Here is an 18,509-nt window from a genome sequence, read left to right on the forward strand (position 1 = left end):
GTAGTGCCCGGCCTTCAGTCGCGACGGCGTTCGGCGGCGAGCGCGGCGTAGTGATCGCGCTTGGCCTGGTACATGCGGCTGTCGGCCAGCTTGACGAGGTCGCTGAGGCGCTCGCCTTGCTGGCAGGTGGCGTGGCCGATGGAGAGGCTTAGCCGCGTGCCCGGGTAGAACTGGTTGTTCAGCTCCACCACCTTGTCGATCTGCTCGACCACGGTGGCGGCGCCGCGCTCGTCGCGGCCGGGCAGCAGCACCATGAACTCGTCGCCGCCGGTGCGCGCCACGCACGCCTGCTCGCCCACCGCTTTCTTCAGCACTTCGCCAGTGCGGCGCAGCAGGCTGTCGCCGTCGGCGTGGCCGAACTGGTCGTTGACGACCTTGAGCCCGTTCAGGTCGACCGCCACCACGCTTACCGGCCACGGCCCCTTGCGGCCCAGCCGCGCCAGTTCGTCCTCATAGTAGGCGCGGTTATACAGCTTGGTCAGCACGTCGTGCTTGCCAAGGAACTCGACATAGGCCTCGGCCTTCTTGCGCGCCGTGATATCGGTCAGCGACACCAGCACCTGGTCCCAGTCCGCCTCGCGCCCGGGGAACACCGACCACTGCATGAACACGTCGACGGCGCGGCCATCGAGCGCGTAGTTGATGACCTCGCGCTGCTGCCACAGCCGGCCATGCCACAGGTCGATCAGCTGCTCTGCGAAATGCACGCGCATGTCGTCGCGGAACACGTCGCCGAGCCGCGACAGCAGCGTCGCCTTGCTGTCGGCGCCGAACATCAGCAGGGTCTGCTGGTTGACGTCGAGCACGCGGATTTCCTGCATGCAGCGCGAGACAAAGTCGGGATGGACGTTGAGGAAGGTGCGGAAGTCCGTGATACCGGCGGCGCGCACCTCGTCGATCAGCACCTTGACCGCGCTGAAGTCCTCGACCCACAGCGACACCGGCGAATGCTCGAACAGGCCCAGCGCATACTGCTCGCTGCGGCGCAGCTCGCGCTCGGTGCGCAGGCGCGGGGTGATGTCCTTGATCGACAGCAGCACGCGTTCCCAGGTCTGTTCGTGGCCCGGCATCACCGTGGCTTCCAGCTGGATGTCGAGCCGCGTGCCGTCCAGCGCGTAGTTGACGGTCTGGCTGGCAAAGCCGTTGGCGCCGTCCCACAGCTGGCCGAGTTCTTCGACATGCTGCTCGAACATGTCGTCGCGGAACACGGTGTCGAGGTTGGCGACCAGGTCGTCGAGGTCGGCGGCGCGGAACAGCTCCAGCGTGCGCCGGTTCACCGCGATCACGCGGATCAGCGCCGAACACTGCGCCACCCGCCGCGGGTCGTCGCGCAGGTGCGCGCGCAGGTCGGTGATGCCCTGCTGCCGCCATTGCGCGAAGCACTCGCGCACCGCGCTGAAGTCTTCCAGCCACAGCGACACCGGCGCCAGCTGGAACAGGGCCTGGTAATCGTCGGGAAGGGTGGGGGCGGGGTCGGCGCTACCTTGGGCTGACGGCGCCACGGATGTACTGGTCAAGGCCATTCTCCTTGTTCTTGTCGTGGAGGTGCGCGGCCGCCGTGGCAACCGATGCGACCGGGTCTCCGGGGACCAGCCGGACGGGCGCGTGCACACCAGCGCACTAGGATAGGCGAGGCGCCGGCAAAAAGGGAGGGTTGTTGCAAATCGGCGCGGCACCGGTGCGAACCCCGGCGCTGGCATCGGCATCGCTCAGCCCGCCAGCCGCTGCACGATCGCGGCAAGCGTGCCGAGCGCGCGCTCGATCTGCGCCGAGCGTGGCGCGCCGCAGTTGATGCGCAGGCAGTGGTCGAAGCGCCCGGCGTTGGAGAACATCACGCCTGGCATCACGCGGATGCCGGCCTGCAGCGCCTGGTCGAACACCGCCTCGGACGAGACCTGCGCGGGCAGCTCCACCCACAGGTGCATGCCGCCGCGCGGCGCGCCCAGCCGCGTGCCGGCGGGAAAGCCGGCGGCGATGGCCTGCGTGAACCATTCGCGCTGCGCGCGCAGCCGCGTGCGCAGCCGGCGCAGGTGGCGCTCATGCGCGCCCGATGCCAGGAAATCGGCCGCGGCCATCTGCGACAGCATCTCGTTGGGCCGCGACAGCCCGAACTTCAGCATCTCGACGCGCGCCTGCCATTTGCCCGCGGCGATCCAGCCCAGCCGCATGCCGGGCGCGAGCACCTTGTGCAGCGACGCGCAGTGGATCACGTTGCCGCTGCCGTCCCAGGCCTTGGCCGCGGCCGGCGGCGCGTCGCTGTCGGCGGTGGCGGAAAAGCAGTCGTCCTCGATCAGCGCGATGCCGCGCGCCTCGCACCACTGCACCAGCCGCGCCTTGTGCGCGTCGGGCATGATGCAGCCGAGCGGGTTCTGCAGGTTCGGGACCACCGCGACCGCGCGGATGTTGTCGTAGTGCTGCGCGGCCAGCTCCAGCGCCTCGAGCGAGATGCCGGTCTGCGGGCTGCACGGGATTTCCAGCGCGCGCATGCCCAGGCTTTCCAGGATCTGCAGCAGGCCATAGTAGGTGGGGGACTCCACCGCGATCACATCGCCCGGGCCCGCCACCGCGCGCAGCGCCAGGTTCAGCGCCTCGGTGCAGCCGTTGGTGATGACGATCTGCTCCGGGGCCAGCTGCACGCGGTTGTGCAGCGCCTGCCGCGCAATCGCGGCGCGCAACGGCTGGTAGCCATCGGGCTCGACGCCCTCGCCGAACAGCTGCGGATGCCGGCGCAGCGCGCGCGCCGCGGCGCTGCGCAGCGCCTCGGTCGGGTACAGCGAGGGCGCGCAGTAGGCGCCGCCCAGGTTGGTGTGCACGTGCTCGTGCTGGCCGCGCGCGAGCAGGCCGGAAATGCGCTGGTGGATGCCGACGTACTGGGCCGGGTCGGGCAGCGCGGCGGCGGGCTCGGACAGCGCCGCCAGCGCGGCGCGCCGCGGCGCGGCCACGAAGTAGCCCGAGCGCGGCCGCGCTTCGAGCAGGCCGTCACTCTCCAGTTGCCGGCAGGCCTGCAGCGCCGTCGACAGGCTTACGCTGTGCAGCGCCATCAGCGCGCGCACGGACGGCATGCGGTCGCCGGCGGCGAGCGTGCCGGAGTCGATGGCGCGGCGGTAATGGCCGGCAAGCTGGCGATAGAGCGGGGTGGTTTCCATGGCGGCATGGTGGCGTGGCGGGCCGCATCGGTACAGATACAGAGGCGGGGGCGCTGTATCGTAACAGGCGGAAATCCTGGCTGCTGTTCCGGTCGCCGCGATGCGGCCTTGTGCCTGCCGCGCGCGCGCGGCGGTCGATAGGCTGGAGTCCTGTGCCAGCTACCGGAGTCCTGCCATGCCAAGCGATCTCGACCACACCCCGACCGTGATGCCACTGCCGGCCGGCCAGGCCCTGCGGCTGCATGTGGCGGCCGGCACCGTGCTGCACGCCGCCGCCGGCGAGATGGTGCTGGCCGGGCCGATGCAATGGCTCGCCGGCCACTGCCACATGCCGCAACAGCGCCTGCTTACGGGCAATACCTGGGTCGTGCCAACGCGCGGCTGGCTGACGGTGTCGGCGCTCCGGGGCGGCGCCTTGTCGGTCACGGTGCCGCCGGGTTGGCTGGCACGGTTGCGGGCGCGGCTGGCGCGGCCTTGGCACCGTCCGCGTCCAGCCGCCCGGCCGGTCCCGCTGCCGATTCCCGACCCGGCGCGCCAAAGGCGATAAAATTGCGCTCCGGCCGGCCTGGCACATTGGTGTGCCCAACCCCCCGGCCGCAGTTCCCGGGTTCCCCATGCTACGTCTAAGTGAAGTCAAACTCCCGCTCGACCATACCGAAAGCGACCTCGACGCCGCCGTGCGCGCCGGTGCCGCGCAGATCGGCGTCAAGGGAGACGGCCTGATCGGCTATACCGTATTCCGCCGTGCCCACGATGCGCGCAAGCGCTCGGATATCAAGCTGACCTACATCATCGATATCGAGGTGCGCGACGAGGCCGCGGCCATCCGCCGCATGGCCGGCAAGCCGAACTGGAGCGTGACGCCCGACATGGCGTACCACTTCGTCGCGCGCGCGCCGCAAGGCGGCACGCACCCGCGCCCGTTGGTGATCGGCATGGGCCCGTGCGGCCTGCTGGCCGGGCTGATCCTGGCGCAGTCCGGCTTCCGCCCCATCATCCTCGAGCGCGGCAAGGAAGTGCGTGAGCGCACCAAGGACACCTTCGGCCTGTGGCGCAAGAGTGTTCTCAATCCCGAGTCGAACGTGCAGTTCGGCGAAGGCGGCGCCGGCACCTTCTCTGACGGCAAGCTGTACAGCCAGATCAAGGACCCGAAGCACTATGGCCGCAAGGTGCTGAACGAGTTCGTGCGCGCCGGCGCGCCGGAAGACATCCTGTTCAAGGCACGCCCGCATATCGGCACCTTCCGCCTGGTCAGCATGGTCGAGAAGATGCGCGCCGAGATCATCGAGCTGGGCGGAGAGATCCGCTTCGAGACCCGTGTCGACGACATCGATATCGACGGCGGCCGGATGCGCGGCCTGAAGCTGTCCAACGGCGAGTATCTCGAGGCCGACCACGTCATCATGGCGGTGGGCCACAGCGCGCGCGACACCTTCCAGATGCTGCATGACCGCGGCGTGTTCATGGAGGCCAAGCCGTTCTCGCTGGGCTTCCGCATCGAGCATCCGCAGGGACTGATCAACCGCAGCCGCTTCGGCAAGTTCGCCGGCAACAAGCTGCTGGGCGCGGCGGACTACAAGGTGGTGCACCACTGCAGCAATGGCCGTTCGGTGTACAGCTTCTGCATGTGCCCGGGCGGCACCGTGGTGGCGGCAGCATCGGAGCCGGGCCGCGTGGTGACCAACGGCATGAGCCAGTACAAGCGCGCCGAGCGCAACGCCAATGCCGGCATCGTGGTCGGCATCACGCCGGAAGATTATCCGGGCGGCCCGCTGGCCGGCATCGAGTTCCAGCGCAAGTGGGAAGAGCGCGCGTTCGAGCTGGGCGGGCGCAACTACAACGCGCCGGGCCAGCTGGTCGGCGACTTTATCGCCGGCCGTGCGTCGACCTCGCTGGGTTCGGTCGAGCCTTCCTACAAGCCGGGCGTGACCCCGACAGACCTGAGCACCTCGCTGCCCGACTACGTGATCGAGGCGATCCGCGAAGGCATTCCCGAGATCGACAAGAAGCTGCCCGGCTTCGCGCTGCACGACGCGGTGCTGACCGGGGTCGAGACCCGTACCTCGTCGCCGCTGCGCATCCGCCGCAACAACGACGACTACCAGAGCATCAACGTCAAGGGCCTGTATCCGGCGGGCGAGGGCGCGGGCTATGCCGGCGGCATCTATTCCGCGGCGATCGATGGCATCGAAGTGGCCGAGGCGGTGGCGCTCAGCATTGTCGGCGGCAGGGCCGCCTAAGCCGGTTGCTGCAGATAAGCCGCGGCCCCCAGCGCCGCGGTGCGGCCGCTGGCGAAGCAGGCCGTCAGCAGGTAGCCGCCGGTGGGTGCTTCCCAGTCCAGCATCTCGCCCGCGCAGAACACGCCGGGCAGGGCGCGCAGCATCAGGCTGGCATCCATCGCTTCGAAGCGCACGCCGCCGGCGCTGCTGATGACCTCGTCGATCGGGCGCGGACGCAGCACGCGCAACGGCAGCGCCTTCAGCGACACGGCCAACGTGCCGGGATCGAGCATGGCGTCGCGCGACAGGCATTCGCGCAGCAGGCCGGCCTTGACGCCGGTGATGCCGAGGCGGCTCTGCAGGTGGCTCGACAAAGAACGCGAGCCGCGTGGATGCTCGACCTGCGCGCTGACCTGTTCGGCGCTGTGCGACGGCAGCAGGTCGAGGTGGATGGTGGCTTCGCCATCGGCTTCGATGCGGTCGCGGATCGGGGCCGACAGCGCGTAGACCAGGCTGCCTTCGATGCCGTCGCGGCTGATCACGAATTCGCCCTGGCGGTAGTGTGCGTGTCCGTCACGGTCATTCAGCGCGATGGCCACCGGCTTGACCGGCGCGCCGGCAAAGCGCGCGGCAAAGTCCTCGCTCCATGCCACGTCGAACCCGCAGTTTGCCGGACGCAGCGGCGCGATCTCGACGCCGCGCTCGGCCAGGTGCGGCACCCATGCGCCATCGGAGCCCAGCCTGGCCCAGCTGGCACCGCCCAGCGCCAGCACCACCGCGCGTGCGCGCACGACCGTGTCGCCGTGCGGCGTGGCAAAGCGCAGCGCATGCCGGGCGCCGTCATCGCCGTCATCGCCGTCTTCATCGTCCCAGCCCAGCCAGCGATGCCGCATATGGAACTGCACGCCCGACTCGCGCAGCCGGTGCAGCCACGCGCGCAGCATCGGCGCGGCTTTCATGTCGGTCGGGAAGACGCGGCCGGAACTGCCGACGAAGGTCTCGATGCCCAGCCCATGGACCCAGTCGCGCAGCGCCTGCGCGCCGAAGTCCGCCAGCATCGGCGCGAGTTGCCCGGTGCGCGCTCCGTAGCGGCCCAGGAAGGCCGGCTCCGGCTCGGCATGGGTCAGGTTCATGCCGCCCTTGCCGGCCATCAGGAACTTGCGCCCGACCGACGGCATCGCGTCATAGACCGCTACGCTGGCGCCCTGCGCCGCCAGCACTTCGGCCGCCATCAGCCCGGCCGGGCCGCCGCCGATGACGGCGACGTCGGGAATGGCATGGGTGGCATGGTCGCGGGCGGGCGTGGCGGTAGAGGGCATCGGCGGGGCTCGGCAGGGCAGGGGTGTTTCCGCCGCGGATTATAGAGCCTGCGGCAGCGCTAGAATGACGGTTTGCCGCACCTTGCCATCATGTCTTCCGCCACGCACTCCGCCAGCCAGCCCGACGATACCGTCATTGCCGCCACCCGCCATTGGCTCGAGCGCGCGGTGATCGGACTCAACCTGTGCCCGTTCGCCAAGAGCGTGTACGTGAAGGAACAGGTGCGCTATGTGGTCAGCCCCGTCACCGAGGCACCCGATGTGATGGATGACCTCGAGCGCGAACTGCGCCTGCTGGCCGATGCCGACCCCGCGCAGATCGACACCACCCTGCTGATCCTGCCGCACGCGGTGGCGGATTTCCTCGACTTCAACGACCTGCTGTACTTCGCCGAGCGCCTGCTCGCCAGCCTGGGACTGGAAGGCACGCTGCAGATCGCCAGCTTCCATCCGCACTACCAGTTTGCCGGGACCGAGCCGGACGATATCGAGAACTACACCAACCGCGCCCCTTACCCCATCCTGCATTTGCTGCGTGAGGATTCGATCGCGCGCGCGGTGGCGGCTTTCCCCGATTCAGCGGATATCTACGAGCGCAACCAGGCAGTGATGCGCCGCCTCGGCCACGAGGGCTGGCAACGCTGGATGGCGGGCGACGATGAGCCCGTGTCCGGGGCCGGGAAGGCGTAGTTACGCCACCGCTACCGGCTCGGTGAAGAAGCGCTCGCGCAGCTCTTCCAGGCCCAGCCGCCCCAGCACTTCTTCCAGCCGCTCGGCCGGGCGGCGGCGCGGCAGGTCCTTGTACTGCGCGATGATCAGTTCGTTTTTCATCGAGTGTTCCCAGCCCACCAGCTCGGTGACGCTGACCTGGTAGCCGTGCGCCTCCAGCTGCAGGCAGCGCAGCACGTTGGTCACCTGGCTGCCGAACTCGCGCGTATGCAGCGGATGGCGCCAGATCTCGGTCAGCGGATTGCCCGCCAGCAGCTTGCCCTTGTGCTTGCGCAGCACGCTCGCCACCTCGGCCTGGCAGCAGGGCACCAGCACGATGTGCTGCGCGCGCTTGGCCAGCGCGAAGCGGATGGCGTCGTCGGTGGCGGTATTGCACGCATGCAGAGCGGTGACCACGTCGACGGTGGGCGGCAGCTGCGGCGAGGTGATCGAGTCCGCCACCGACAGGTTCAGGAACGACATCCCCGCAAAGCCCAGCCGCGCCGCCAGCGCCTGCGAGGTCTTCACCAGTTCTTCACGGGTCTCGATGCCGTAGATGTGCGAGTCGTCCTGCAGGGCCTTGAAGAACAGGTCATACAGGATGAAACCGAGATAGGACTTGCCGGCGCCGTGGTCGACCAGCGTGACGCGGCCGCGCGCGCCCTTGACCTCCTGCAGCAGCGGTTCGATGAACTGGAACAGGTGGTAGACCTGCTTGAGCTTGCGCCGGCTGTCCTGGTTCATCTTGCCGTCGCGCGTCAGGATATGGAGTTCCTTGAGCAGCTCGATGGACTGGCCGGGGCGGATTTCGTGGGTATTTGACATGGAGGGGACTGCACAGGCGGCGGGGCGCGGCGCGCCCCGGAATGGCGACAGTTTACCGAAAAGTCGCGCGGTACCCGCCGCGCACTGTTGAGCGCTAAAGTTCCCGGCGCGCCTGCCGTTGGTGATGTATCGATAACAAGCAGAGCGCCGGCAGCCGCCGTCGCCAGACGATTCAGGGGACGCATGACGCATGAATCGGGACTGCGCCTGGAGCTTGCCGAGCCGGGCAAGCAGGTGCATGCATGCTACACGCCGCAGCCGGGCCGGCTGCCGCCGGACCCGGCCACGCTGCAGCAGTGCCTGGAGGGGCTGGGCTGGTCCGGCGCGCGGCTGGATGCGCGCGCGGTGGCGCAGTTCCTGGCGCAATGCCAGCGCGCCGAGCATGAGATCGATGCCACCATCGGCGCGCTGGTCGATGGCGCGTTCGAACTCGACATCACTGCCGACGGCCTGGCGGTGCGGCTGACGCTGATGCCGCCGGAAGGCGGCCGGCCGGTGAGCGCGGACGAGATCCGCCGCGCCGTGGCGGAGCGCGGCGTGGTGGCGCCGATCCAGTCGCTCGCACTGGACGCCGCACTGGCCGAGGGCAGCTGCGAATTGCGCACCATCGCCGCCGGGATTGCGCCACGGCAGGGCGAGCCGGCGCGCTTCATCAACCTGCTGGAGCCGCGCAAGCCGGCGCACAGCGACGACGATGCCGGCAAGGTCGACCTGCGCGAGCTGGGCAACCTGCTGCTGGTCAGCCCCGGCACGCCGCTGATGCGCCGTATTGCGGCGGTGCCGGGCCATGCCGGCGTCGATGTGTTCGGGAAGCCGATTGCCGCCGACGCGGTCGACGACCCGCCGTTTGCCGAGGGCCTGACCGGCGCGGCAGCGGATGCGGACGACCCCGGGCTGCTGCGCGCGGTGATTGCCGGATCGCCGGTGGTGGGCGTCTACGGCATCGCCGTCAGTCCGGTGGTGCAGGTCGAATCGGTGGACCTGCACTCGGGCAACGTGGCCTTCGACGGCACGCTGCGCGTGTCGGGCGACATCCGCACCGGCATGTCGGTCAATGTCAGCGGCGACGTGGTGGTCGAAGGCACCATCGAAGCCGCCAGCGTCGAGGCCGGCGGCAACGTCATCGTCAAGGGCGGCATTATCGGCAAGTCCGAAAGTACCCATGCCGAAGGCGGCATCAGCCGCGCCAGCGTGCGCTGCAAGGGCGCGGTGAAGGCGCGCTTTATCGAGAATGCGGTGGTCGAGGCCGGCACCGAAGTCACCGTCGACAGCGGCATCCGCCAGAGCGATGTCGCGGCGGGCCAGCGCATCGTGGTGGGCGGCACCGGCGTGCAGGGCAGCATCAGCGGCGGCCGCAGCCGCGCCTTGCTGGCGGTGCGCGCCGCGGTGCTGGGCGCGCCGGCCGGCACCGCCACCAGCATCCAGGTGGGCCTCAATCCCTATGCCGACGCGCAGCGTGCCGCGCTCGAGGGCGAGCGCCGGCGCATGCTGGAGGAGCAGAACAAGGTCAGGCAACTGGTGGACTTCTTTGCCAAGCATCCCGAGCGTGCCGTCGGCGACCTGCGCGAAAAGGCGCGTGCGACGCTGTTCAAGCTGTCGCGCGACCTGTTCGAGCTGGAGGCGCGCCTGACCGAGCTGGGACAGCAGATGCAGCCCGCGGCCGAGGCCGTCATCGACGCCCCGCGGCGCATCCATGGCGGGGTCACGCTGCAGGTGGGCAGCCGCGTGCTCAAAGTGATGGAAGACAAGCCCGGCGGCCAGATCCGGCTGCTCGATGACCGCATCACCGTCGGCTGAATCGCGCACTTCGTTGATCCCGCTTTGATCCGGGGGGATTTGTACTATGCTGCAGGTATGTCCTGGGGTGCCGCAGGATGGGCGATCGAGCTAGTGTTGGGCAATGAATGCAGAAGCGGATCAGCACTCTGTGGAAGCGTTACACCGAACCGACACACGTGGCACTTGAATGAACGGGAAGGCCAGCCATCGCGCTGGCCTTTCTGTTTTTGCGCTGGCCGTTTCACAAGTACCGGCAAGTACCGCAATCGTGGCAGGGACGGCTTGCGGCCTATGCCGCCCACAGCCGCAACTCATGCAATCCGCTGCGCGCCACGCGTGTGCCAAGCGCGCTTCCCTGTGCTTCGAACATGGCTTGCAGCCAGGCCATGTCGACTTCGCGCGCATACGCCAGCCGGAAGTGGCTGCGCCGCAAGGGCACCAGCCGCAGGTCCGCGCTGCCGCCATCGAAGCTGACGAATGCCATCAGCGCCAGGTCAGGGCGGTAGCTGTCGTATCCGCCAATGCCCTCGTAATCGTTGATGAAATCGCCGCAGCCATACAGGATCGGCTTGCCGGCATGCAGCTCGATGCCGAGCGGGTGATGCGACGAATGCCCGTGCACGATGTCGATGCCGGCGTGCTCGACCATCGCTCGCGCGAAGGCGCGCTGCGCGGGATCGATGTGGTAGCCCCAGTTCGGGCCCCAGTGGATCGACAGCACCATCACATCGCCAGGGCGCCGCAGTTGATGGACTTGCGCGGTAATGCGTTGCTGCGCAGCCGCGGACCAGTCGTCCAGCAGGTTCACACCCGAGTGCCCCGCGGTGGCACGCCACGCCGCCGGTGTGCCGGCATTTGGCATGGCGAAGGCAAGCACCACCACGCGACCGCCGCCGGGCCGCGCCAGCAGCGCGGCGCGTGCCGCACTGGCCTCGTCTGGACCGGCGCCGGCATGCGCGATCTGCGCGCCGTCCAGCGCGTCCAGCGTATCGGCCAGGCCCGCGCGGCCCCAGTCGAGCACATGGTTGTTGGCAAGGACCGCGCAGTCGATGCCGGCGGCCTGCAGGCAATCGACATTGCGCGGATGCATGCGGTAGTGCACGGACTTGCCGGGCCAGGCATCGTCGCTGGTGGTGATGGCGGTCTCCAGGTTGACGATGCGCGGCCGCGCGGCGCGACTTGCCAGTTCCGCCAGCGCATCGCCCCACGGATAGTCCGGCGCGGCGGGCCGCGCGATCGGGCCGGCCTTGCGCTCCGCCAGGCGCACGTAGTCGAGCGCGGAATGCACATACGATTCATGCAGCAGCGGCTGGCTGGGATGCGCCAGGATCTGGTCGATGCCGCGACCGGTCATCACATCGCCGCACAGGAACAGGGGAGGAGCTTGGCTGGCAGGGTCCATGGCGCAGGCACACGGCGCGCGGGCACCGCGCGGCTGTGCCTCCATGATAGGCCGCATGGCTGAGGCAGGATTTGCGCCGCACCCGCGCAATGCGCCGCGCACATCGCGCATTTACATTCGCGCGGTGCCTGCCTTAAATGAGGGAGTCATCGGTCCTCGTGGCCATTTTTTTGTTCGTGACGCCGCGTGTCGTCCGATGTTTCCAACCAGCATCGGGAGGCAGATCATGGCCCAGCCATCGCAGGAACATATTGAAGCACTCAAGGCGCAGCTGCGCGGGCGCTTGCTGCAGCCGGGCGACGACGGCTATGACGACGCGCGCCGGATCTGGAACGCGATGATCGACCGCCATCCGCAGTGGATCGTGCAGGCCGCGGGCGCGGCCGACGTTGCGGCGGCGGTGAACTTCGCGCGCGAGCACGGCGTGCTGCTGTCGGTACGCGGCGGCGGCCACAACATCGGCGGACTGGCGATCTGCGAGGGCGGCATGGTGCTGGACCTGTCGCCGATGCGCTCGGTGCGCATCGATCCCCACGCGCAACGCGCGTGGGTAGAGCCGGGCGCCACGCTGCGCGACTTCGACCACGAAGCGCAGGCGCAGGGCCTGGCCACGCCGCTCGGCATCAACTCCACCACCGGCGTGGCCGGGCTGACGCTGGGCGGCGGCTTCGGCTGGCTCAGCCGCAAGTTCGGCACCACGGTCGACAACCTGGTGTCGGCGCAGGTCGTCACCGCCGACGGCAAGCTGGTGCGCGCCAGCAGCGACGAGAACGCCGACCTGTTCTGGGCCCTGCGCGGCGGCGGCGGCAACTTCGGCGTGGTGACGATGTTCGAGTTCCGGCTGCATCCGGTGGGTCCGCAGGTCTATGGCGGACTGATCGTCTATCCGCTGGAACAGGCCGCGAGCGTGCTGCCGGCCTATCGCGAGCTGTATGAATCGATGCCCGACGAGCTGACGGTATGGGTGGTGCTGCGCCAGGCGCCGCCGCTGCCGTTCCTGCCGCCCGAGGCGCACGGCAAGCCGGTGGCGGCGCTGGCGATCTGCTATATCGGTCCGCCTGAGCAGGGGCCGCAGCTGGTCGAGCCCTTGCGCCAGCTCGGTACGCCCTATGGCGAGCACCTGGGGCCGATGCCGCTGACCGCGTGGCAGCAGGCCTTCGATCCGCTGCTGACGCCGGGCGCGCGCAACTACTGGAAGTCGCATAACTTCGCGGGCCTCGACGATGGGCTGATCACGATGCTGATCGAGCAGATCGGCAAGCTGCCGTCGCCGCAATGCGAGGTCTTTATCGGCGCGATGGGCGGGCAGACCAACCGCGTCGCGCCCGACGCGACCGCCTACGCCAACCGCGACGCCAAGTTCATCATGAACCTGCACGGGCGCTGGGACAGCCCCGCGGACGACGACCGCTGCATCGGCTGGGCGCGCGAGGTGTTCCGCGCGGCGGCGCCGTACGCGCTCGGCAGCGTCTATGTCAACTTCCTGACGCAAGAGGAAGTCGACCGCGTCGGTGCCGCCTATGGGCCCAACTACGAGCGGCTGGTGGAAGTGAAGCGGCACTACGATCCCGACAACCTGTTCCGCCATAACCACAACATCAATCCCGCGGGCTGAAAGGCGTATCACGCGCGGGGCGGGGCAGGGCAACCTGCTCCGCCTTCACGCGGCTGCAATACGGCCATGCCAGCATCGCCGCGACCGCGTTGTATCCATAGGGAGAGCAAGCAGATGAGACCGGGTGAAGCAGAGCTGGTGCGGCGCATCCACAACGAAGTGGCCGACTACTACGACGAAGAGATCGAACTGGAACTGGACGACCGCGAGGCCAGCGAAGCCTTTGGCGATCCCGTGCACCTCGACGACCAGGCCGAGCAGGACAGCCGCCGGAAATATTTCCGCGAGCTGTTCCGGCTGCAGGGCGAACTGGTGCGGCTGCAAAGCTGGGTCGCCGCCACCGGGCACAAGGTCGTGATCCTGTTCGAGGGGCGCGACGCCGCCGGCAAGGGCGGCGTGATCAAGCGCATCACCCAGCGGCTGAACCCGCGCGTCTGCCGCGTCGCTGCGCTGCCCGCGCCCAACGACCGCGAACGCACCCAGTGGTACTTCCAGCGCTACGTCGCGCACCTGCCCGCCGCCGGCGAGATCGTGCTGTTCGACCGCAGCTGGTACAACCGCGCCGGCGTCGAGCGCGTGATGGGCTTCTGTACCGACGACCAGTACGAAGAGTTCTTCCGCTCGGTGCCCGAATTCGAGAAGATGCTGGTGCGTTCCGGCATCCAGGTGATCAAGTACTGGTTCTCGATCACGCACGACGAGCAGCGCCTGCGCTTCCTCAGCCGCATCCATGACCCGCTCAAGCAGTGGAAGCTCAGCCCGATGGACCTGGAATCGCAGCGCCGCTGGGAAGACTACACGCGCGCCAAGGAAATCATGCTCGAGCGAACCCATATCCCGGAGGCGCCGTGGTGGGTGGTGCAGGCCGACGACAAGAAGCGCGCGCGGCTGAACTGCATCCATCACTTGCTGAGCCTGGTGCCGTATGCCGAAGTGGAAACCCCCACGGTGGTGCTGCCCGGCCGCGAGCGCCATGAGGACTACGTGCGCCAGCCGGTGCCGAAGGAAATGATCGTGCCGGAGGTGTACTGAGCGATGCCCGGCGCCTAGGGTATCCACGGGGTGCGCCATCGGCCCCATGCCGCAGCGGCTACCTATAATGAAAACGGCCACCCCGACATCCGCGGCGGCCGTGATCGTGGAACTGCTAGCTTTCTGGGCGGCCATGCTTGCCGCCTATCTCCTGATGAAGCGTGCCGGCTGCTTCAGCCAGCCGGTGCTCTATCCCGATCTGGATCACCCCTTCCGCTACTGGTGGGCGCAACGGCTGGGGCGCCAGCCAGTGGCATTGCCGCTGCCCCCCTGCACACCGCCGTCATCGCAAGACCGCAGGCAACAAAAAACCCGGAGAGCGTGACGCTGTCCGGGTTTGTGCGGGCTGGGCCCTGGAATTCTTGTGGTGAAGAGAGGAATCGGAAACTTCCTCCTAATCGGCTACCAGCATGGCCTCGGTCCAAATCTGCGGGATTCGTACCACCTTGCATACCCCCAAACTTTTTCAGTACCCCCAAAGGGAGCACCAGAATCAGGCCGCGAGGCCAAGCGGCAGCGCTGTTGCGTCGGATATCTCCACCTCGGTGCCGACCCGAGCGCGAATGCTGTCTCTGGCTTGGGCGACGAGGGGGAAGCCACGGCGCAACTCTCGCCACATCTGCGCTACCAGCGGCCGCAGGGTTTGACGGTTGGCAGCGCGAAGCGAATGCACCCAGACCGCCGTGGCCGCATAGGCCGTGGTGTTGCCCTGCCTCTGCAGATTGATGGCCAGCGCCGTCAGTTGGGTTTCGGCGCCAGGCTTCTTGACCATCAGGGTGAACGGGTCGAGCACCGTTGTCCCCGCCGCCTCTAACCCGTGGCGGACGTGCGTCGCGAAGACGACGAGCTCGGCAATCTCTTCGTCTGTCATCCGGGCCAGCCCGCCGAGGAACGACTCGAGCTGCGCAGCATGCGCGCGGTCCGTCCGGCGGTCGAAATAGCGAAAGATCGCGGTCATGAAACTCATGCCTTTGCCCCTCTTGGCGTCACATTGCTGCTCATTGTAGGCGGCAGTGGGCAACGTTGGCGAAACCCGGAGACGGCGTGCGCGGTGCTGAAGTCATGACCAATGGTAATAAGGTCGTACCCGTGTCCTCGCCTTTTTGATATAAAGCCGGCAGTTGGCTCGGGGAGACGGCGATGCAAAGCGCTGAATTGGTGGTGGACTGGCACGCGTTGCTCATTCAATTGCAGCGCGCCGGCCAGAGCACGAGCAAGATCGCCGCAGGCTCAAACGTGAGTCGCAGCACGTTCCTTGGCTGGAAGAACCACGGCGCACAACCGCGGCACCCGGACGGCGAACGCATGATTGCCTTCTGGTCCCAGGTCACTGGGAAGAACCGGGCAGATCTACCGATGATGCGGATGGAGTTTTCGGCGGCGCGGATAAATTCGGAGCGGGCCCGGCCAACGAGGCTTCGCGAAGATGGGTTTGTGACGGTGCGCTCCGCGATGCACGCCGCGGTGCTTCAGCGCCTGGCAAAGGCATAATTCTCGCCTCGCACCAGCCTTGCCGATTGCCCATGATTGAGAGTCCCGCCTGGGAGCAATTTTGCGCCCCGATCCTTTCCCAGACTGCCTATCGCCTGACCGACGCCGCGTCGAGCCCGAACGGGCCAGTTTTGCCCTATTGGCTGGAGGTCGTGAAGGCGCTTGCTCCACTGTTCGCCGCCGTGGCGACGCTGGTGATCGGTCTCATCGCCGGCTACATAGCCTGGAAGCAGTGGGAGACCAATCGGAACAAGCTGAAATTGGATCGCTTTGAGCGCCGCTTGGCTGTGTACGAGGCCGCCGGCACTCTCATCGGTCATGTGATAGCGCAAGCGAGGCCGACGGACGAAGCCATGTTCAAGTTCCTGGACGATACGAGGCTTGCTGTGTGGCTATTTGACGAGGATTTTGCCGAATATCTCGAATCGCTGTACAGCAACGCGTCCGTTCTTGCGTCTCTTCTGGCGCCAAGTGAAGCCTTGTACGGGAAGCCGGAAGCGAAGGCCCAGCAAAGCGAGGAACGAAAGCGGCTTCGTCAGTGGTTCCTTGCTCAAGGTGACGAATTGAAGAGGCGAGCCAAGCCCTTTCTGAAAATATCCCACTAGGCCACGTGCATTTCCTCGCGTGCGCGCGTGTATTTCGCACGCGCACGCGATATGGGGGCTACTCGACCTGTTTCAGGCGGGCGATTGCCGCCGCAACTTCAGCATGGCGGAAGCCTCCGAACGGTGGCTTCTCTGCTTTGACAGCATTCGTCCTGGGAGGCTTTGCGGCTTTCTTCGCAGCCCTTTGGGCCGCTTCCTCCGGTGTCCAGAAGGGCGGGCGCGGTACCGCCTCGCCGAGGATCAACCGCTCGAGCGTGCGGCCCATGCATTCTCCTGGCCGCCGCAATTCCTTGATCTTCGCAAGGAAGTCCTCGTGCACACACGGCCGAATCTCACGGAATCCGGCTTCCTTGCGGTCCGCTTCGTATTTGCGCAGCCGAGCCTTGTCCATAGGGTTACTCCTCCTCGGCACGGAATGGGATGACGTTGGATGGCTGGGCCAGCGGCTCATGAGCGCGGTCGGCGGCGCCAGAGCCGTTGCCGAACCCGGCCAGTGCGCTGGCCTGCTGCTCCGGCGGCAGCGCGCGCACCAGGCGGCCGATGGTCTGGGCTTCCTCGGGCTGCAGCGGGCTGATCTTGCGTCCGGCGGCCACCTCGACCTGTCCGATCTGAGCCATACGCTGGCCGATGACGTTCTGCGCGTCCTGCACGGTGTTCAGGGTGATGGTGGGAGCATCGCGGATCACGCCGCGCTCCTGCGCCGCCTGCCACGGATTCTCCTTGTAGGCGCGCACCCCGGCGGTGTAGATGCTGTCCATCTGCTTGTAGACCTGCTGCTGGACCGGGGTAACACCGATCTTCGGGTCGGAGCCGGCGGCGCGCTGGCGCTCCAGCTCTGCCTGCTGCTGCGGCAGCGACATGCTGGCGAAGCCGGCCACCTTCGCCTGCGACTTCACCAGTTCCTGCGCCGGCCCGGCCATGGCGGTGCCCGCGGTAGCGACGGCCAGGTCGTTGATGGCCTCCTGCGACAGATAGCGGCCCTGCGCCGACAGGTCGAAGACCTTGTTGTAGGCGTCCACCGCCTGATTCTCGCGCGCCAGCTGCTCGCGCTCTGCCTTCTCGGCCGCGCGCACGTTCGCCGCCTCGATGCCGTTGATGTAGCCGTAGCCCTTGGTCATCAGAGCGGTGCGCTTGGCCGGGTCGATGGCCTCGCCCTCCGGCCCGCTGATCTTGCCCATGGCGGCCTTGATCAGGTCGACATTGCCAGACTGCGCGGCACCCTCCAGCGTGGCATTGGCGAAGTTGAAGGTCGCGCCCTCGGTGAATGCCTGCTTCGCCTTGGTGATCTGCTCCGGCGACCAGCCTGCTTGCGGGCCCAGCTCATCGACGGCGCCATGGTAGGTGGCGATCGACCCCGGCAGGTCGCGCATCGCGTTGCGCTGGAACTGCTCGCCCAACTGGCCCAGGCTCGCGCCGATCTCCGACTGCTGGCGCTTGACCACCACCCCCTGCAGGTTGCGCTCCATGGCGCCGGTGGTGCGGATGACGTTGGCCTCGATCAGCCGGCGGGTGTCGGCGTCCATCTGGCCGAGCCGGTCGTTCTGCAGCTTGCCGACCTGGTCGCGGTAGGTGGTGATCGCGTCGCCGGCCTTGATCTTTCCGGCCTCGACGTCTCGCCCGATGGTGTCGTGCAGGTCGCGCACCTCGTTGTCCAGCTGCGCCAGCGACACCGCGGCGTCGGCGCGGCGCTTGGCCTCGTCGTTCGCCTGGATGGTGCGGCCGACGTCGGCAATGCCCTCGCCGATCCGGCCAGCAGCCTGCGCAATGCCCACGCCAAAGGCGCCGGCCGGAACATCCGGCTGCGGCCCCGGCCGCGCGACGGCATTCCCGAAGTTCCCGAGGCTGATCTTCATTGGCGGATCCCCGAATATGTGCTGAGGTCAGTCACCGGCGCGCCCTTAGTGCGCCAGCCCGACTTGTAGGCAGACGCCGCGCCGCTCAGCAGAGAGCCACCCGCGCTCAGCATGCCGGTGGTCATCGCGTTGTTTCCTGAGGCGTTGAGCATGCCGGCCTGAATATCCCCCGCTGTCTGCGCGCGCCGGCCGCTCAGGATCGTCTGATAGGCGTCCTGCTCCGACGTGCGGTAGATCTCGTTGCTGATACGCAGCGGCGTGCCGGCGCCGATGGAGACACCGGATGCCGCAAGGTTGGCTGTGGTCTCGGCCTGCTGCTGCCTGCCAGCGCGGCGGATCTTCTCGGCCTGCGCGAGCGCTGCATCCTGCTGCTGCGCCGCGTCGCGTCGCGTCAATTCCGCTTGCGTTTCTGCTTGCGCTTTTTGCTGCCGGCCTTGGACGATGGCCGCGCCAGCACCAAGTACGGAGCCGGCGGCTGCCAGCCCGATACCGATGGTCAGAGGATCGAAACCCAT

General features: G+C 67.8%; 18 protein-coding genes. 9 read left to right on the forward strand and 9 right to left on the reverse strand.

Going from position 1 to position 18,509, the window contains the following annotated elements:
• Positions 1 to 14: 14 nt before the first annotated feature.
• Both A2G96_RS05605 and A2G96_RS05610 read right to left on the reverse strand, forming a co-directional pair.
• Positions 15 to 1,523, reverse strand: a complete 1,509-nt coding sequence (locus A2G96_RS05605; RefSeq protein ID WP_062797502.1) for a sensor domain-containing diguanylate cyclase — start codon at positions 1,521 to 1,523, stop codon at positions 15 to 17.
• Between the two features lie 186 nt (positions 1,524 to 1,709).
• Positions 1,710 to 3,146 (reverse strand): aminotransferase-like domain-containing protein, encoded by a 1,437-nt coding sequence (locus A2G96_RS05610; protein ID WP_062797503.1) that lies wholly within the window; start codon positions 3,144 to 3,146, stop codon positions 1,710 to 1,712.
• A 175-nt stretch (positions 3,147 to 3,321) separates the two neighbouring features.
• On the opposite strand from A2G96_RS05610, the gene A2G96_RS05615 reads away from it, so the two are divergent.
• Together A2G96_RS05615 and A2G96_RS05620 are read left to right on the forward strand one after the other, a co-directional pair.
• Complete coding sequence (locus A2G96_RS05615) at positions 3,322 to 3,693, forward strand: hypothetical protein (RefSeq protein ID WP_062797505.1); 372 nt, start codon at positions 3,322 to 3,324, stop codon at positions 3,691 to 3,693.
• Between the two features lie 67 nt (positions 3,694 to 3,760).
• Positions 3,761 to 5,386: an NAD(P)/FAD-dependent oxidoreductase gene (locus A2G96_RS05620; protein WP_062797507.1), complete on the forward strand. Its 1,626-nt coding sequence runs from the start codon at positions 3,761 to 3,763 to the stop codon at positions 5,384 to 5,386.
• Here the strand turns inward: A2G96_RS05620 and A2G96_RS05625 are convergent.
• Complete coding sequence (locus A2G96_RS05625) at positions 5,383 to 6,684, reverse strand: TIGR03862 family flavoprotein (protein ID WP_062797509.1); 1,302 nt, start codon at positions 6,682 to 6,684, stop codon at positions 5,383 to 5,385. The genes A2G96_RS05620 and A2G96_RS05625 overlap by 4 nt on opposite strands.
• Positions 6,685 to 6,774: 90 nt before the next feature.
• On the opposite strand from A2G96_RS05625, the gene A2G96_RS05630 reads away from it, so the two are divergent.
• Positions 6,775 to 7,374, forward strand: coding sequence for a DUF1415 domain-containing protein (locus A2G96_RS05630; protein ID WP_062802082.1), 600 nt, complete (start codon positions 6,775 to 6,777; stop codon positions 7,372 to 7,374).
• Here A2G96_RS05630 and A2G96_RS05635 read toward each other — a convergent pair whose 3' ends face one another.
• Complete coding sequence (locus A2G96_RS05635) at positions 7,375 to 8,217, reverse strand: class I SAM-dependent methyltransferase (RefSeq protein ID WP_062797511.1); 843 nt, start codon at positions 8,215 to 8,217, stop codon at positions 7,375 to 7,377.
• 183 nt (positions 8,218 to 8,400) lie between these two features.
• Between A2G96_RS05635 and A2G96_RS05640 the strand changes: the two genes are divergently transcribed.
• Complete coding sequence (locus tag A2G96_RS05640; protein WP_062797513.1) at positions 8,401 to 10,014, forward strand: DUF342 domain-containing protein; 1,614 nt, start codon at positions 8,401 to 8,403, stop codon at positions 10,012 to 10,014.
• Between the two features lie 271 nt (positions 10,015 to 10,285).
• Here A2G96_RS05640 and A2G96_RS05645 read toward each other — a convergent pair whose 3' ends face one another.
• Positions 10,286 to 11,398, reverse strand: a complete 1,113-nt coding sequence (locus tag A2G96_RS05645) for a CapA family protein (protein ID WP_062802083.1) — start codon at positions 11,396 to 11,398, stop codon at positions 10,286 to 10,288.
• 226 nt (positions 11,399 to 11,624) lie between these two features.
• Between A2G96_RS05645 and A2G96_RS05650 the strand changes: the two genes are divergently transcribed.
• From A2G96_RS05650 to A2G96_RS32225, 3 genes are all read left to right on the forward strand, one after another.
• Positions 11,625 to 13,013 (forward strand): FAD-binding oxidoreductase, encoded by a 1,389-nt coding sequence (locus tag A2G96_RS05650; protein ID WP_062797515.1) that lies wholly within the window; start codon positions 11,625 to 11,627, stop codon positions 13,011 to 13,013.
• A 114-nt stretch (positions 13,014 to 13,127) separates the two neighbouring features.
• A complete protein-coding gene (gene ppk2 / locus A2G96_RS05655) occupies positions 13,128 to 14,045 on the forward strand; it encodes a polyphosphate kinase 2 (protein WP_062797518.1) in 918 nt (305 codons plus the stop codon).
• Positions 14,046 to 14,112: 67 nt separating this feature from the next.
• Positions 14,113 to 14,370 carry a hypothetical protein gene (locus A2G96_RS32225; protein WP_082818856.1) on the forward strand — a complete coding sequence of 86 codons (258 nt, stop codon included), beginning with the start codon at positions 14,113 to 14,115 and terminating at the stop codon, positions 14,368 to 14,370.
• 168 nt (positions 14,371 to 14,538) lie between these two features.
• Here A2G96_RS32225 and A2G96_RS05660 read toward each other — a convergent pair whose 3' ends face one another.
• Positions 14,539 to 15,012 carry a hypothetical protein gene (locus A2G96_RS05660; RefSeq protein ID WP_062797520.1) on the reverse strand — a complete coding sequence of 158 codons (474 nt, stop codon included), beginning with the start codon at positions 15,010 to 15,012 and terminating at the stop codon, positions 14,539 to 14,541.
• Between the two features lie 173 nt (positions 15,013 to 15,185).
• On the opposite strand from A2G96_RS05660, the gene A2G96_RS05665 reads away from it, so the two are divergent.
• The gene (locus A2G96_RS05665) at positions 15,186 to 15,536 is read left to right on the forward strand and encodes a hypothetical protein (RefSeq protein ID WP_062797522.1); all 351 of its coding nucleotides are present in this window, start codon (positions 15,186 to 15,188) and stop codon (positions 15,534 to 15,536) included.
• A 32-nt stretch (positions 15,537 to 15,568) separates the two neighbouring features.
• The gene (locus A2G96_RS05670) at positions 15,569 to 16,141 is read left to right on the forward strand and encodes a hypothetical protein (protein WP_062797525.1); all 573 of its coding nucleotides are present in this window, start codon (positions 15,569 to 15,571) and stop codon (positions 16,139 to 16,141) included.
• Between the two features lie 58 nt (positions 16,142 to 16,199).
• Here A2G96_RS05670 and A2G96_RS05675 read toward each other — a convergent pair whose 3' ends face one another.
• The 3 genes from A2G96_RS05675 to A2G96_RS05685 are packed head-to-tail and all read right to left on the reverse strand — an operon-like array spanning position 16,200 to position 18,509.
• Positions 16,200 to 16,532, reverse strand: coding sequence for a hypothetical protein (locus A2G96_RS05675; protein WP_062797527.1), 333 nt, complete (start codon positions 16,530 to 16,532; stop codon positions 16,200 to 16,202).
• Positions 16,533 to 16,536: 4 nt separating this feature from the next.
• Positions 16,537 to 17,994: a hypothetical protein gene (locus A2G96_RS05680; protein WP_062797530.1), complete on the reverse strand. Its 1,458-nt coding sequence runs from the start codon at positions 17,992 to 17,994 to the stop codon at positions 16,537 to 16,539.
• On the reverse strand, positions 17,991 to 18,509 hold the full coding sequence (locus A2G96_RS05685; protein ID WP_062797532.1) for a hypothetical protein: 519 nt from the start codon (positions 18,507 to 18,509) through the stop codon (positions 17,991 to 17,993). Before A2G96_RS05685 ends, A2G96_RS05680 begins: the two co-directional genes overlap by 4 nt.

Source organism: Cupriavidus nantongensis, from assembly GCF_001598055.1.
GTDB lineage: Bacteria > Pseudomonadota > Gammaproteobacteria > Burkholderiales > Burkholderiaceae > Cupriavidus > Cupriavidus nantongensis.

Coding starts and splice junctions, on each gene's coding strand:
- A2G96_RS05605 (WP_062797502.1), bottom strand. CDS start 1,523: ATGGCCTTGACCAGTACATCCGTGGCGCCGTCAGCCCAAGGTAGCGCC.
- A2G96_RS05610 (WP_062797503.1), bottom strand. CDS start 3,146: ATGGAAACCACCCCGCTCTATCGCCAGCTTGCCGGCCATTACCGCCGC.
- A2G96_RS05615 (WP_062797505.1), top strand. CDS start 3,322: ATGCCAAGCGATCTCGACCACACCCCGACCGTGATGCCACTGCCGGCC.
- A2G96_RS05620 (WP_062797507.1), top strand. CDS start 3,761: ATGCTACGTCTAAGTGAAGTCAAACTCCCGCTCGACCATACCGAAAGC.
- A2G96_RS05625 (WP_062797509.1), bottom strand. CDS start 6,684: ATGCCCTCTACCGCCACGCCCGCCCGCGACCATGCCACCCATGCCATT.
- A2G96_RS05630 (WP_062802082.1), top strand. CDS start 6,775: ATGTCTTCCGCCACGCACTCCGCCAGCCAGCCCGACGATACCGTCATT.
- A2G96_RS05635 (WP_062797511.1), bottom strand. CDS start 8,217: ATGTCAAATACCCACGAAATCCGCCCCGGCCAGTCCATCGAGCTGCTC.
- A2G96_RS05640 (WP_062797513.1), top strand. CDS start 8,401: ATGACGCATGAATCGGGACTGCGCCTGGAGCTTGCCGAGCCGGGCAAG.
- A2G96_RS05645 (WP_062802083.1), bottom strand. CDS start 11,398: ATGGACCCTGCCAGCCAAGCTCCTCCCCTGTTCCTGTGCGGCGATGTG.
- A2G96_RS05650 (WP_062797515.1), top strand. CDS start 11,625: ATGGCCCAGCCATCGCAGGAACATATTGAAGCACTCAAGGCGCAGCTG.
- ppk2 (WP_062797518.1), top strand. CDS start 13,128: ATGAGACCGGGTGAAGCAGAGCTGGTGCGGCGCATCCACAACGAAGTG.
- A2G96_RS32225 (WP_082818856.1), top strand. CDS start 14,113: ATGAAAACGGCCACCCCGACATCCGCGGCGGCCGTGATCGTGGAACTG.
- A2G96_RS05660 (WP_062797520.1), bottom strand. CDS start 15,012: ATGAGTTTCATGACCGCGATCTTTCGCTATTTCGACCGCCGGACGGAC.
- A2G96_RS05665 (WP_062797522.1), top strand. CDS start 15,186: ATGCAAAGCGCTGAATTGGTGGTGGACTGGCACGCGTTGCTCATTCAA.
- A2G96_RS05670 (WP_062797525.1), top strand. CDS start 15,569: ATGATTGAGAGTCCCGCCTGGGAGCAATTTTGCGCCCCGATCCTTTCC.
- A2G96_RS05675 (WP_062797527.1), bottom strand. CDS start 16,532: ATGGACAAGGCTCGGCTGCGCAAATACGAAGCGGACCGCAAGGAAGCC.
- A2G96_RS05680 (WP_062797530.1), bottom strand. CDS start 17,994: ATGAAGATCAGCCTCGGGAACTTCGGGAATGCCGTCGCGCGGCCGGGG.
- A2G96_RS05685 (WP_062797532.1), bottom strand. CDS start 18,509: ATGGGTTTCGATCCTCTGACCATCGGTATCGGGCTGGCAGCCGCCGGC.